Source organism: Cryobacterium lactosi (assembly GCF_004403945.1).
Classification (GTDB): domain Bacteria; phylum Actinomycetota; class Actinomycetes; order Actinomycetales; family Microbacteriaceae; genus Cryobacterium; species Cryobacterium lactosi.
The window spans coordinates 24,766-38,413 of record NZ_SOHM01000027.1; the positions used below are offsets into that span (position 1 = coordinate 24,766).

The following is a 13,648-nucleotide window of genomic DNA, read 5'->3' on the forward strand; positions in this document are numbered from 1 at the left end:
AGAGATCTGCTCACCACCCTGTGAGCGTCAACCGGGCCTCAAATATGGTCCCATAATAGGGAGGTCAAATCAATAGTTTTGTATGGGATATCGCTGTGAGACAACCGTTCGACCCCAGCCAGGACGGCCTGGACGAGCCCAGGCCCGCCCGCCGGTCCCGCGCGCTCATCACCCTGGTGCTGCTCCTGGCCGCCGAAGCGGCCCTCCTCTGGGGGGTCGTCGTCTGGCTGATCCTGGAGCTGCTGACCGACCAGCCGACCTCGTTCGCGAGCGCCGTGGCCATTCTCGTGCTCACCGTCGTCGCGGCCGCCTGGGTGTCCACCATAACGGTGGCGACCCTCCGGGGTCGGTCCTGGATCAGGGCCGCCGCCGTGACCTGGCAGCTGGTGCAGGTTTTCATCGCCATCGGCTGCTTCCAGGGCTTCTACGCCCGGCCGGACCTCGGCTGGGCGCTCCTGGTCCCGTCGGTGCTCGTGATCGTGCTGCTTTTCACGCGCAGCGTGCTCGAGGCCACCCGGCCCGGCGACCCCCGCTAGATCCCGAGCTTCTTGCGCAGGCTGGCCACGTGCCCGGTGGCCTTCACGTTGTAGAGGGCCAGGGTGATCTGTCCGGCCTCGTCGAGCACGAACGTCGAGCGCAGCACGCCCGTGACGATCTTGCCGTACAGGTTCTTCTCGCCCCAGGCGCCGTAGGCGCGGTGCACGGCGAGGTCCTCGTCGCTGAGCAGCGGGAAAGTGAGGTGGTCGTTCTCGGCGAACTGGGCGAGCTTGGCCTGGGTGTCCTTGGACACCCCGAGCACCTGGTAGCCGGCCGCCCCGAGCGAGCCGAGGCTGTCCCGGAAGTCGCAGGCCTGGGTGGTGCAGCCGGGCGTCATGGCGGCCGGATAGAAGTACACCACGACCTTCCGGCCGCGGAAGGAGGCCAGGCTGACCGGGTTGCCGGTCTGGTCGGTGAGGGTGAAGTCGGGCGCCGTGTCGCCGGCCGCGAGCCGGAGGGAATCAGTCATTCCCCCACGCTACCCGGTCAGTTCTCGCCCGGCCGGTGCGCCGGCGCGGCAGCGAAGGTCGCCAGGAGACGCTGGAGGGAGTCCAGGCGCGCCTTCCCGGTGTCGCCCAGGGTTCCGGCGGCCACGGCCTCGTTGATGGCGCAGTCGGGCGAGGAGGGCAGGTGGGTGCACCCGCGCGGGCACTTCTCGGCGATGGCGGCCAGGTCGGTGAAGGCGCGCAGGATGTTGTCGGTGTTGATGTGGCCCAGGCCGAAGGAGCGCACGCCGGGGGTGTCGATGACCCAGCCGCGGCCGGCATCCGTTTCGAGCCGCAGCGAGATCGTCGACGACGAGGTGTGCCGGCCGCGCCCGGTGACGGTGTTCACCACACCGACGGCGCGGTGAGCGTCGGGCACCAGGGCGTTCACCAGGGTGGACTTGCCGACCCCGGAGTGGCCGACGAAGACGGTGTCGTGACCGACCAGCGCGGCGGAGATGGCCTCGAGCGGCATGGCGTCGTCGCGGCTCTGGAACACCGGCAGGTCCAGCCCGGCGAAGTTGTTCAGGAACTCGGCCGGGTCGGCCAGGTCGGTCTTGGTGATGCAGAGGATGGGGGAGACCCCGGCGTCGTAGGCGGCGACGAGGTAGCGGTCCACGAGGCGGATGCGCGGCTCGGGGTTCGCGGCGGCCACGACGATGAGCATCTGGTCGGCGTTGGCGACGATCACGCGCTCCACGGCATCCGTGTCGTCGGCGCTGCGGCGGAGCAGGGTCTCGCGGCGCACGATACGCACGATGCGGGACAGGCTGCCCTCAGCGCCGGTGGTGTCACCGACGATGTCGACGCGGTCGCCGGTGACGACGGCGTGTTTGCGCAGCTCGCTGGCGCGCGCGGCGGTGACCCGGCGTTCGGTGGGCTCGTTCTCGTCGAGCATCACCGTGTACCGGCCGCGGTCGACCGACAGGATGCGCCCGGTCAGCGCGTCGCCGTGCTCCGGGCGGGTCTTGGTGCGCGGCTTGGTGCCCTTGCGGCCCGGGCGGATGCGCACACTGGACTCGTCGAACTCCGGCTCATCGTCGTCCGGGCTCGACCACCACGTCACGCTGTGCCCATCACTGGGTGACCGTGCCGGACACCAGAGAGTGCCACAGTTCGGCGAACTGGGGCAGGGTCTTGGCGGTGGTGCCGATGTTCTCCACCTCGACGCCGGGCACGACAAGCCCAAGCAGGGCACCGGTGGTGGCCATCCGGTGGTCGTCGTAGCTGTGCCAGGTGCCGCCGTGCAGCGGCCGCGGCTCGATGGCCAGGCCGTCCGGCAGCTCGGTGACGTGGCCGCCGAGGTTGTTGATCTCCGTGGCCAGGGCAGCGAGCCGATCGGTCTCGTGGTGGCGGATGTGACCGATACCGGTGATGGTGCTCGGCGAGTCGGCCAGGGCGGCGAGGCCGACCAGGGTGGGGGCCAGTTCGCCGCCGGTGGACAGGTCGAGGTCGACACCGGTGATGCGGCCCGTGCCCGTGACGGTGAGCCTGTCGCCATCGAGGGTGACGGTGGCGCCGAAGAGCGGAAGCAGCTCGGCCAGGTGCGCACCGACCTGGGTAGTCACGGCGGGCCAGCCCGTGATGGTCACGCTGCCGCCGGCGACCAGCGCCGCGGCGAGGAACGGTGCGGCGTTGGAGAGGTCGGGTTCGATGTCGACCTCGGTGCCGAGGATCGGGCCTGGCGCGACGTTCCAGACGCCGACCTCTGGGCTGGTGACGGTGACGCCGCGCTGGGCGAGGGTGTGGATCGTCATCTCGATGTGCGGCAGGCTCGGCAGCCGTTCGCCGGAGTGACGCAGGCGCAGGCCGTTCGCGAAGCGGGGCGCGGCGAGCAGCAGCCCGGAGACGAACTGGCTGGAGGAGGACGCGTCGATGGTGATCTCGCCGCCGTCCAGGCCGCCGGTGCCGTGCACGGTGAACGGCAGCGCGCCGCGGCCGTCGTCGTTGATGTCGGCGCCGAGGGCTCTGAGCGAGCTGATCGTGGTCGCCATCGGGCGACGCCGTGCGCCGGCATCGCCGTCGAAGGTGGTGGGGCCCAGCGCCAGCGCGGCGACGGGCGGCAGGAACCGCATCACCGTGCCGGCCAGGCCGCAGTCGATGGTGGTGGACCCGAACAGCTCACCCGGCGTGATGCGCAGGTCGGAGCCGTATTCGCCGTCGCCGTCGACGGACTCGATTGTCGTGCCGAGCTGCTGGAGCGCGGCGACCATGAGGTCGCTGTCACGCGAGTGCAGCGGGGAGCGGAGCAGCGAGGGAGAGTCGGCCAGGGCCGCCAGGACGAGTTCGCGGTTGGTCAGCGACTTGGAGCCGGGCAGCGACAGGGTGGCGGTCAGCGCCCCGGGCGCGACGGGAGCCGCCCAGAGGGCATCCGTCTCTTCGGGCGAGCTATCGCCGTAGGGATCGAACTCCGGCTTGGAATATCTCGAGATCAACATCGGTTATCAGAATAGTCGGGAATACCGATTTACAGGATCGCACCCAGGAGGTCAGCAGTTGGCAGCAGCCATGCTCATGGAGCGTAACCTCGCAGCACCCGTTCTCGCGGCACCCGCCCTCGCGGCAGCCGTGGAGGTCGATCGCTTAGAATTGCCCGTGATGACAACAGATACGACTGACATGCGGGACCTGTTCGAAGCACAGGCCATGCCGTTCATCGACCAGCTGTACGCAGCGGCGATGCGGATGACGCGCAACCCCTCAGACGCCCAGGACCTCGTGCAGGAAACCTTCGTCAAGGCGTTCGCGTCGTTCAAGCAGTTCGAGCAGGGCACCAACCTCAAGGCGTGGCTGTACCGGATCCTCACGAACACCTTCATCAACACCTATCGCAAGAAGCAGCGCGAGCCCTACCAGGGCACCATCGACGATCTCGAGGACTGGCAGCTGGGCGGCGCGGAATCCACGACGGCCACGTCGAGCCGCTCCGCAGAAGCTGAAGCGATCGACCACCTGCCTGACAGTGCCGTCAAGGACGCCCTCCAATCGATCCCGGAGGACTTCCGCCTTGCGGTGTACTTCGCCGACGTCGAAGGCTTCTCCTACCAGGAGATCGCCGAAATCATGAAAACACCCATCGGTACGGTGATGAGCCGCCTTCACCGTGGCCGCCGACTGTTGCGCGAGCTCCTGGCCGGCTACGCCCTCGAGCGTGGCCTCGGCACAGGTCAGAGCGCACCGATCAAGAAGACATCCGGGAGCACAGGAAAATGACCGATTGCGGTTGCGAGAAGGCCAAGGCCGAACTCGAAGAGTATCTGCACAACGAACTCCGCAAGGAGGACGCCCTCGATATCCGGGAGCACCTCGAGCACTGCCCGGACTGCCGGAGCGAGCACCACGTGGGCCGCACCCTCACCGACGTGATGCAGCGCGCCTGCAAGGAGACCGCACCTGAGGACCTGCGCGACCAGGTGCTGCAGCGGCTGCGCGCCATCCAGTCGGCTCACTAGCCGATTCGCGCCACTTTCACTTCGATCGACGTCACGGCAGGGTCGCCGGACGCGACGAAGTACTCCTCGATGGTGTCGTAGACCCTGCGACAGACTTCCGTCGCCGCGTCGGCGTCCGAGATCCCGATGGCGACCGATGCCGTGAGGCCCTCATCGGTCTCGGTGAGCGTGATCAGCTCCGGACTCGTCGGCCTGGCCGTGAGCGCACCGACCACCTGGTGAACGACGGTGGTCAGGATGGGCGCTGCCGGGTACAACTCGTCGACGCCGGGAACCTGCACGACGACGGCGGCCAGTTCCTCGGTGGGCTTTGTGGTGGTGCTCATGGCGTCTCCAGTCTCGGGAACGGGTGGGACCAGATCAGTGTAGATCTTCGGCGGCGCAAATCTTTCCTGCCAATTTCGTGACGAATCCGCGGTTGGTCGCGTCGTAACTAAGACGATGCAGATTCTGCCCTCATCGCGGTTGATCAAGGAGACCCCCAGATGTCCAGCAACACCCCCTCACTGCCGAACGCGGCGACCACCCTGCCGGCGAACGCCGCAGAGGTCACCGACGGCGCAGGGGACCGGGTAGGGGAGGGCGTCACGACCATCAAGGACGCCGTCATCGCCAAGGTCGCCGGCCTCGCCGTGCGGGAGATCCCCGGCGTGCACTCCTTGGGCACCGTGCCGACCAGGGCGCTGGGGGCGATCCTCGACGCCGTCGGCAACGCCGACGTCAACCCGGGCATCTCGGTGACGACGGGCGACGCAGACGTCGCCGTCGACATCACCCTCGTCGCCGGCTACCCGGTGCCCCTGACGGCCCTGGCCGATCAGATCCGTGCCACCGTGACCGGTGCCATCGAAGGCCTGGTCGGAATCGCGGTATCGACAGTGAACGTGACCATCACAGATATTTACGTGGCCGAGGAGCCCGACGACAATGACGTCGCCTAGGGTCCCGGCCGCGTAATCAAGCCAGGCTCGCCAGAGCCAGGTCGGACTGCACAGCCAGCTCCGAAACACCAGCAGTACCCACACCAACAGAAATGAGACACTCCATGGGGTTCTTCGGATTCCTTCTTCTCGGCCTCCTTGCGGGCGCCATCGCCAAGCTGATCCTCCCGGGCAACCAGGGCGGCGGATGGTTCATCACGCTTCTGCTCGGCGTTGTCGGCGCACTGCTCGGCGGGTTCCTCGGTAGCGCGCTCTTCGGCGCACCGCTGGAAGACTTCTTCTCCATCCAGACCTGGCTGCTGGCCATCGGTGGATCCATCATCGTTCTCCTGATCTACGGCTTCGCCGTAGGCCGTCGCAAGGCGTAATCCCGCCGGGATTCCCTTCCGCGAAAGGCGGCACGCCGCACCTTCGGGTGCGGGTGCCGCCTTTCGGCGTATCTTCAAACTTTCGGACGACGACTGCGTCGCGCGGCCCGGCCTAGTGTCGGGACTGTGATGAAGACAACTGACCCCGGACCGCACCCAGACACCGGACTCCCCAAGGCCCGATCCGGCTCCGGAAGCCGGGTGCCGCTGTGGTTGCGCATCCTGATCCCCACGATTCTGATCCTGGTCTGGTTCGTCATGTTCGGTGCCGGCGGGGCCTCGTTCGGCCGGATCAGCGACGTGTCGACCAATGACCAGGTGCAGCAGTTGCCCGCCAGCGCCGACGCGACCAAGGTGCAGGCGCTGCAGGCCGAGTTCCGCGGCGACGACGTCCTGCCCGGGGTACTGGTCTACGAGCGTGTCGGTGGGCTCACCGAGGCCGACCAGAGCGCCATCAGCGCCCAGATCACCGAACTGGCCCAGCTGGACGGTGTGGTGACCGACAGTGTGTCGCCGGCGATCTTCTCGGAGGACGGCGAGGCCGCCGAGGCCATTCTCACCCTGGACACCCAGATCAAACCCGCCGACACCGTCGAGTCGATCCGCGCCTATCTGGCCGACAACCCGATCGACGGCGTCGACACCTACGTGACCGGGCCCGCCGGATTGATCGCGGACCTGACGGGTGCGTTCGCCGGCATCGACGGCATCCTGCTGCTCACGGCGCTCGCCGCCGTCCTGGTGATCCTGGTGATCGTCTACAGGTCGCCCCTGCTGCCCCTGATCGTGCTGTTCACCAGCCTCGCCGCCCTCTGCGCTTCAGTTCTCGTGGTGGTGGCCCTGGCCAGCGCCGACGTGCTGATCCTGACCGGGCAGACTCAGGGCATCCTGTTCATCCTGGTGATCGGCGCCGCGACGGACTACTCGTTGCTTTACGTGGCCAGGTTCCGCGAGGCGTTGCGGGACAACGCCAAGAAGTGGGATGCGACCCTCGTCGCCCTGCGCGGCTCCTTCGAACCGATCCTCGCCGCCGGCGGCACCGTGATCGTGGGCCTGCTCTGCCTGCTGTTCAGCGACCTCAACTCGAACAAGGCGCTCGGACCCGTTGCGGCAATCGGGATCGCATTCGCGCTCCTCGCCGCTCTGACCCTGCTGCCAGCCCTGATGCTGTGGGCCGGTCGTGCCGCCTTCTGGCCGGTGCGCCCGAAGCTCGGCTCCGCCCACCCCGGCCTGGATGGCACGAACGCCAAGGGCGTCTGGCCGTGGCTGGCCCGGCTCGTGAGCCGGCGGGCCAGGATCATCTGGATCGCCTGCACCGTGCTGCTGGCGATCGCGTCGATCGGGGCGCTGCAGTTCAAGGCCGACGGCGTCTCGCAGAGCGAATTCGTGCTCGGGACCTCCGAGGCCAGGGACGGCCAGGCCGTGGTGGGGGAGCACTTCCCCGGCGGCTCCGGGACCCCGGCTGTCGTGATCGGGCCGGAGTCCGAACTGCAGGCGATGACCGATGTGCTGCTCGCCAACGACGGGGTCGACTCCGTCACGGTGCTCTCCACGGACTCGGTCAGCGGTTCGTTGCCGGTCACCACGGACGGCGTGCAGGCCTTCGGCCCTCCCGGCACCCCGGCCGGAGAGCCGACCGTGATCGACGGCGACATCCTGCTGCAGGCCACCCTCACCGACGCGGGCGACTCCGCCCCCGCCGAGACGACGGTGCGTGAGCTCAGGGTCTCCCTCGACGACGTCCCCGGAACCGTCCTGGTCGGCGGGACGACGGCCATCGCCGTCGACACCACCGACACCGCGATCCACGACCGCAACCTGATCATCCCGATCATCCTCGGGGTCATCCTGGTCATCCTGATGCTGCTGCTGCGGTCGATCCTGGCCCCGGTGCTGTTGGTGGCCACCGTTGTGCTCTCGTTCGCCGCCGCGCTCGGGGTGTCCGCCTGGGTGTTCGACGGAGTGCTGGGCTTCCCGGGCGCCGACCCGGTGGTCCCGCTCTACGGGTTCGTCTTCCTGGTCGCGCTCGGCATCGACTACAACATCTTCCTGATGACGAGGGTGCGGGAGGAATCGATCCGGTTCGGCACTCGCACCGGCATCCTGCGCGGACTCGTCGCGACCGGCGGGGTGATCACCTCGGCCGGCCTGGTCCTGGCCGCGACGTTCGCCGCGCTCGGTGTGCTGCCGATCCTGTTCCTGGCCCAGCTGGCGTTCATCGTGGCGTTCGGGGTGCTGCTGGACACCTTCGTGGTGCGGTCGCTGCTGGTCCCGGCGCTGGCCCACGACATCGGCCCGAAGATCTGGTGGCCGAGCAAACTCGCCAAGCCCTGACACCCTCGCGAACTGTGAGAAAAGCCCCAAAATCCGCGGATTTTGGGTGCTTAGCTCACAGTTCGCGGGGACGCGCTAGAGGGTGAGGGCGTTCGTGATCAGCTCGGACTGCTCGGCGGCGTGGCGCTTGGCCGAACCGGCGGCCGGGGACGCCGAGGCGGCCCGGGAGAACAGGCGGATCGGCCGGGTGCCGAGCTTGTTGGTCTGCAGGTAGAAGAACGGCCAGGCGCCCTGGTTCTCCGGCTCGTCCTGCACCCAGGCCAGTTCGGCGTTCGGGTACTGCTCGGCGACCTGCTTGAGCTCGGCACCGGGCAGCGGATAGAACTGCTCGAGGCGGACCAGCGCGATCTCGGGGTTCGGGTTCTTCTCGAGGTCGGCCAAAAGGTCGTAGTAGAGCTTGCCGGCCATGAACAGCACCCGCTTGACGGCGGCCTTGTCCTGGATCCGCGCGTCGTCGATGACCGGTTCGAACCGGCCGCTGGTGAAGTCGGCGACCGGGCTGGTCGCCCCACGCAGGCGCAGCATCGACTTGGGTGTGAAGACGATCAGCGGACGCCGCGGGCGCATGTACGCCTGGCGGCGCAGCAGGTGGAAGTACGACGCGGGCGTGGACGGACGGGCGACGGTCATGTTGTTCTCGGCGCACATCTGCAGGTACCGCTCGATCCGGGCGGACGAGTGGTCGGGGCCCTGGCCCTCGTAACCGTGCGGAAGCAGGAGCACGACGCTGGAGCGCTGGCCCCACTTCTGCTCGGCCGAGGAGATGAACTCGTCGATGATGGTCTGGGCGCCGTTCGCGAAGTCGCCGAACTGGGCCTCCCAGAGCACCAGAGCATCGGCCCGCTCCACGGAGTAGCCGTACTCGAAACCCATGGCCGCGTATTCGCTGAGCAGGGTGTCGTAGATCCAGAACCTGGCCTGGTTCTCGCTCAGGTTCGCCAGCGGCAACCATTCCTGGCCGTTGACCCTGTCGTGCAGCACGGCGTGGCGCTGCACGAAGGTGCCGCGGCGGGCATCCTGGCCGGCGAAACGCACCGGGGTGCCCTCGAGCAGCACCGATCCGAGTGCGAGCAGCTCGCCGAAGCTCCAGTCGATGTTGCCGTTGCGGCTCATGTCCAGGCGTTTCTGCAACAGCTGCTGCAGCTTGTTGTGCACAGTGAACCCGGCCGGCTTGTTGTTGAAGGTGTCGCCGATCAGGTGCACGATGCTTTCGGGAACCCCGGTGGTCTCGGGTTCGCCGACGGCGTCGTCCGTCACGCCGGAACCGGAGAGGCCCCGGTTGGCGGCCGCGGCCGCGTCGCCGGTGATGATCGGGATCGACGAGGTCTGGGCGGCGTGGGTCTCCATGAACGCCCGCTCCAGGCGGTCCTGGAAGTCGGCGTGCGCGGCCTCGAACTCGGCCTGGGTGATGTCACCACGACCGACAAGGGCCTCGGTGTAGAGCTTGCGCACGCTGCGCTTGGCCTCGATCAGGTTGTACATCAGCGGCTGCGTCATCGAGGGGTCGTCGCCCTCGTTGTGGCCGCGTCGGCGGTAGCAGACCAGGTCGATGACAACGTCGCGCTTGAATTCCTGCCGGTACGCGAACGCCAGTTCGGCGACCCGCACGACGGCCTCAGGGTCGTCGCCGTTGACGTGGAAGATCGGCGCCTGGATGGTCTTGGCCACGTCGGTGGAGTACACCGAGGTGCGGCCCTCACCGGGAGGCGTGGTGAAGCCGACCTGGTTGTTGACGACGAGGTGGATGGTGCCGCCGGTGCGGTAGCCGCGCAGCTGGGACATCTGAAGTGTCTCGAGCACCACGCCCTGGCCGGCCATGGCGGCGTCGCCGTGCACCAGCACGGGCAGGGTCGAGAAGGTGCCGATGGGCTTCCGGTCCTGCTTGGCGCGCACGATTCCCTCGAGCACGCCGTCGACGGCCTCGAGGTGGGACGGGTTGGCGGCCAGGTACACGGCCACCTCCTCGCCGTTGGTGCCGCGGAAGGTGCCCTCGGTTCCGAGGTGGTACTTGACGTCACCGGAGCCCTGCACGCTGCGCGGGTCCTGGGTGCCCTCGAATTCGCGGAAGATCTGGCCGTAGGTCTTACCGGCGATGTTGGTGAGCACGTTCAACCGGCCGCGGTGCGCCATGCCGATGCAGACCTCATCGAGGCCGGCATCCGCGGAACCCTGCAGGATCGCGTCGAGCAGGGCGATGGTGGACTCGCCGCCCTCGAGGCTGAAACGCTTCTGGCCGACGTACTTGGTCTGCAGGAAGGTTTCGAACGCCTCGGCCTCGTTGAGCTTGCCGAGGATACGCATCTGCTCGTCGTGGGTGGGCTTGACGTAGGTCTTCTCCATCTTCTCCTGCACCCACTTGCGTTGGGCCGGGTCCTGGATGTGCATGTACTCGATGCCCGTCGTGCGGCAGTACGAGTCGCGGAGCACGCCAAGGATGTCGCGCAGCAGCATGGTGCGCTTGGTGCCGAAGCCACCGGTGATGAACTCGCGGTCCAGGTCCCAGAACGTGAGTCCGTGGCTGGCGATGTCGAGGTCCGGGTGGGTGCGCTGCTGGTACTCGAGCGGGTCGATGTCGGCCATCAGGTGGCCACGCACTCGGTAGGCGTTGATCAGTTCCTGCACGCGGGCGGTCTTGTCCACGGCGCTGGCCAGGTCGACGCTGATGTCGGGGGCCCAGTGGATGGGGTCGTACGGGATGCGCATCGCCGCGAAGATGTCTTCGTAGAAGTTGTGCTGGCCGATGAGCAGCTCGTGCACGATCTTGAGGAACTCGCCGGAGCCGGCGCCCTGGATGACCCGGTGGTCATAGGTGCTGGTCAGGGTGATGGTCTTGGAGATGGCCAGGCCGGTGAGGGTCTTGACGCTCGCGCCCATGAATTCGGCCGGGTAGTCCAGCGCGCCGGCGCCGATGATGCAACCCTGGCCCTTCATCAGCCGCGGCACCGAGTGCACGGTGCCGATGCCGCCGGGGTTGGTCAGCGACACCGTGGCGCCGGAGAAGTCGTCTGCGGTGAGCTTGCCCTTGCGGGCACGGCCGACGAGGTCCTCGTAGGAGGTGAGGTACTCGCCGAAGGTCATGGTGTCGGCCCGCTTGATGGCCGGGACCATCAGAGACCGGGTGCCGTCGGGCTTGGGCAGGTCGATCGCGATGCCCAGGCCCACGTGTGCCGGGGCGATCACCGACGGCTTACCCTCGACCTCGTCGTAGTAGACGTTCTGGCTCGGGAACATCTTCAGCGCCCGGATCAGCGCCCAGCCGATCAGGTGGGTGAACGACACCTTGCCGCCGCGGGCCCGCTTCATGTGGTTGTTGATCACGATGCGGTTGTCGATCAGCAGCTTGGCCGGGATGGTGCGCACGCTCGTGGCTGTGGGCACTGTGAGGCTGGTGGCCATGTTGGCCGCCAGACTCTTGGCCATGCCGCGCAGGGGAGTGACGATGTCCTGCGGAACCACGGGGGCCGCATCGGAGATCACCGGCTGTGGGTTGGTGATCGGAGCGTCGGCCGGAACCGGTTCAGGCTTCGGGGCGATCGACGTGGTGCGGGCCGTGCGCGGGCCGCCAAGTACGGGGATCGGTGCGGTGATCGGGTGCGCTTCGGCCGTCGGGGTCGCGGGCTCCTCCGCCAGCGGCGGCACCTCGGCGGCAGCGGGGGCGGCCGCAGCAGCGGCACCGTCGGCCGCAGGGGCGGCGCCCTCAGCCTGCTTCAACGCCGTCGCCGTCTGGTGGTAGCTGTCCAGGATCGGCCACCACGACTGATCCACCGAGTTCTTGTCGATGAGGTAACGTTCGTAAAATTCGTCTACGAGCCATTCGTTGGCTCCGAATTCAGCAGAGGCCGTTTCTTCGGACCCACCGCCGGTCAACTGGTTCGACACAGCTGATCGCCCACTCTCTTCGTTGATTCTGATTGTCCATGGCGATCACAACCGCCGGGTCAGTGTGTTGATATCAAGACTAATCCCATCGAGGTACTGCACCGGTACGGCTTTGCGGGGACTAGCGTTAAAAACATGCAGTTCTATGGAGCGGTACCCCGCCACGACTTGACCTATTCCGATGTCTTCCTGGTGCCCAGCCAGTCGGCGATCAACAGCCGCCTGGACGTATCACTCGCACCGGGCGACGGCACAGCGGCCACGATCCCGATCGTCTCGGCGAACATGAACTCGGTCACCGGACCCCGCCTGGCGGCATCGCTCGCCCGGCGTGGCGGCCTCGGCGTGTTGCCGCAGGACATGCACCTCCAGGATCTGGACGCGGCCATCCGCTGGGTCAAGTCCCAGCCCGTGCAGTTCGACACCCCGTTCGTGTTCGCGCCGGACGCCACGGTGGCCGACGCGCTGCGCCAGGTTCCCCCGGTGGAGGGCCAGGGCCTGGTCATCAACGACGAGCACGACGCCTACCTGGGTTGCATCGACGCGGCCAGGCTCGGGTCTGCGCTGCCGGATGCGCGCCTGGGCGACCTCCTGCACGGTCCGCTCGCGTCGCTCGACGCCGAGGACATCGACGGGCCCCGCCGGGCGTTCGACGTGATGACCGCCGCCGATCTCGACTTCGCGCCCGTGCTCCGCCGCGGCAAACTGATCGGCACCCTGAGTCGCAAGAGCGCCCTGCGCGCCACCCTGTACCAGCCCGCGGTCGACAGCTCGGGCCGGCTTCTGGTCGCGGCCGCCGTCGGCATCAACGGCGACGTCGCCGCCAAGGCGCAGGCCCTGGCCGCCGCCGGGGTGGACGTCCTCGTGCTCGACACCGCGCACGGCCACCAGGACGGCATGCTCCGTGCCCTGAAGACCGTGTCGGCCCTCAAACTCGGCATCCCGATCGTGGCCGGCAACGTGGTCACCGCCGACGCCGTCGAGCACCTCGTGGGCGCCGGAGCGAACATCATCAAGGTGGGCGTGGGCCCCGGCGCCATGTGCACCACCCGAATGATGACCGCCGTCGGCCGCCCGCAGTTCTCCGCCGTGCTCGAGACCGCAGAGGCCGCGGGCAAGCTCGGTGCGCACGTCTGGGCGGATGGCGGGGTGCGCTACCCGCGCGACGTGGCGCTCGCGCTCGCCGCGGGGGCCGCGTCGGTGATGATCGGCTCCTGGTTCGCCGGCACCATCGAAGCGCCGGGCACGCTGGACACCGACGCATCCGGCGCCCTCTACAAGGAAAGCTGGGGCATGGCATCAACGAAGGCCGTGCGCGAGCGTTTCGACAGGCTCGACGCCTACGAGCTGGCCCGCAAGACCCTGTTCGCCGAGGGCATCTCGTCGTCGAAGATCTACCTCGACCCGCTGCGCCCCTCGGTTGAAGACCTGCTCGACATGATCACGTCGGGTGTGCGCAGTTCGTTCACCTACGCGGGGGCGGCCAGCGTGGCCGAATTCCATGACAGGGCGAAGGTCGGAATCCAGTCCGCAGCAGGCTACGAAGAGGGCAAGGCGCTAGTGGTTTCCTGGTGACTCTCACGTGAAATCGCACAGGCACTGCCGGTATAGTTGACCCTCTAATGGACGACCCCCCTTCTGCGAATTCACCC

At 67.8% G+C, this 13,648-nt stretch carries 12 protein-coding genes; 7 read left to right on the forward strand and 5 right to left on the reverse strand.

Annotated features, from left to right (window positions below):
- The first annotated feature begins 95 nt into the window (after positions 1 to 95).
- Positions 96 to 536, forward strand: coding sequence for a hypothetical protein (locus E3T61_RS11480; protein WP_241992526.1), 441 nt, complete (start codon positions 96 to 98; stop codon positions 534 to 536).
- On the opposite strand, the gene bcp is transcribed toward E3T61_RS11480, so the two are convergent.
- The 3 genes from bcp to aroA are packed head-to-tail and all read right to left on the reverse strand — an operon-like array spanning position 533 to position 3,460.
- Positions 533 to 1,006: a thioredoxin-dependent thiol peroxidase gene (gene bcp, locus E3T61_RS11485; RefSeq protein ID WP_134640997.1), complete on the reverse strand. Its 474-nt coding sequence runs from the start codon at positions 1,004 to 1,006 to the stop codon at positions 533 to 535. The genes E3T61_RS11480 and bcp overlap by 4 nt on opposite strands.
- Positions 1,007 to 1,023: 17 nt before the next feature.
- Positions 1,024 to 2,088, reverse strand: a complete 1,065-nt coding sequence (gene rsgA, locus E3T61_RS11490) for a ribosome small subunit-dependent GTPase A (protein ID WP_134640998.1) — start codon at positions 2,086 to 2,088, stop codon at positions 1,024 to 1,026.
- Between the two features lie 10 nt (positions 2,089 to 2,098).
- Positions 2,099 to 3,460, reverse strand: a complete 1,362-nt coding sequence (gene aroA, locus E3T61_RS11495; RefSeq protein ID WP_134640999.1) for a 3-phosphoshikimate 1-carboxyvinyltransferase — start codon at positions 3,458 to 3,460, stop codon at positions 2,099 to 2,101.
- Positions 3,461 to 3,620: 160 nt separating this feature from the next.
- Between aroA and E3T61_RS11500 the strand changes: the two genes are divergently transcribed.
- Entirely contained in the window at positions 3,621 to 4,235 is a 615-nt protein-coding gene (locus E3T61_RS11500; protein WP_174777013.1) for a sigma-70 family RNA polymerase sigma factor, read from the forward strand.
- Positions 4,232 to 4,474: an anti-sigma factor family protein gene (locus tag E3T61_RS11505; protein ID WP_134641000.1), complete on the forward strand. Its 243-nt coding sequence runs from the start codon at positions 4,232 to 4,234 to the stop codon at positions 4,472 to 4,474. The genes E3T61_RS11500 and E3T61_RS11505 overlap by 4 nt, the downstream gene beginning before the upstream one ends.
- Here the strand turns inward: E3T61_RS11505 and E3T61_RS11510 are convergent.
- Positions 4,471 to 4,800, reverse strand: a complete 330-nt coding sequence (locus tag E3T61_RS11510) for a hypothetical protein (RefSeq protein WP_134641001.1) — start codon at positions 4,798 to 4,800, stop codon at positions 4,471 to 4,473. The two genes, E3T61_RS11505 and E3T61_RS11510, sit on opposite strands and share 4 nt — an antisense overlap.
- 159 nt (positions 4,801 to 4,959) lie before the next feature.
- Between E3T61_RS11510 and E3T61_RS11515 the strand changes: the two genes are divergently transcribed.
- The 3 genes from E3T61_RS11515 (at position 4,960) to E3T61_RS11525 (ending at position 8,117) form a co-directional block, all read left to right on the forward strand.
- Positions 4,960 to 5,415, forward strand: a complete 456-nt coding sequence (locus E3T61_RS11515; RefSeq protein WP_134641002.1) for an Asp23/Gls24 family envelope stress response protein — start codon at positions 4,960 to 4,962, stop codon at positions 5,413 to 5,415.
- Positions 5,416 to 5,519: 104 nt separating this feature from the next.
- Entirely contained in the window at positions 5,520 to 5,783 is a 264-nt protein-coding gene (locus E3T61_RS11520) for a GlsB/YeaQ/YmgE family stress response membrane protein (RefSeq protein ID WP_088455336.1), read from the forward strand.
- A 129-nt stretch (positions 5,784 to 5,912) separates the two neighbouring features.
- Positions 5,913 to 8,117, forward strand: a complete 2,205-nt coding sequence (locus E3T61_RS11525; protein ID WP_134641038.1) for an MMPL family transporter — start codon at positions 5,913 to 5,915, stop codon at positions 8,115 to 8,117.
- Between the two features lie 75 nt (positions 8,118 to 8,192).
- Here the strand turns inward: E3T61_RS11525 and E3T61_RS11530 are convergent, their stop codons facing one another.
- Positions 8,193 to 11,996 carry a multifunctional oxoglutarate decarboxylase/oxoglutarate dehydrogenase thiamine pyrophosphate-binding subunit/dihydrolipoyllysine-residue succinyltransferase subunit gene (locus tag E3T61_RS11530; RefSeq protein WP_134641003.1) on the reverse strand — a complete coding sequence of 1,268 codons (3,804 nt, stop codon included), beginning with the start codon at positions 11,994 to 11,996 and terminating at the stop codon, positions 8,193 to 8,195.
- 135 nt (positions 11,997 to 12,131) lie between these two features.
- On the opposite strand from E3T61_RS11530, the gene guaB1 reads away from it, so the two are divergent.
- Positions 12,132 to 13,571, forward strand: coding sequence for a GMP reductase (guaB1, locus tag E3T61_RS11535; RefSeq protein WP_134641004.1), 1,440 nt, complete (start codon positions 12,132 to 12,134; stop codon positions 13,569 to 13,571).
- Positions 13,572 to 13,648: the final 77 nt, after the last annotated feature.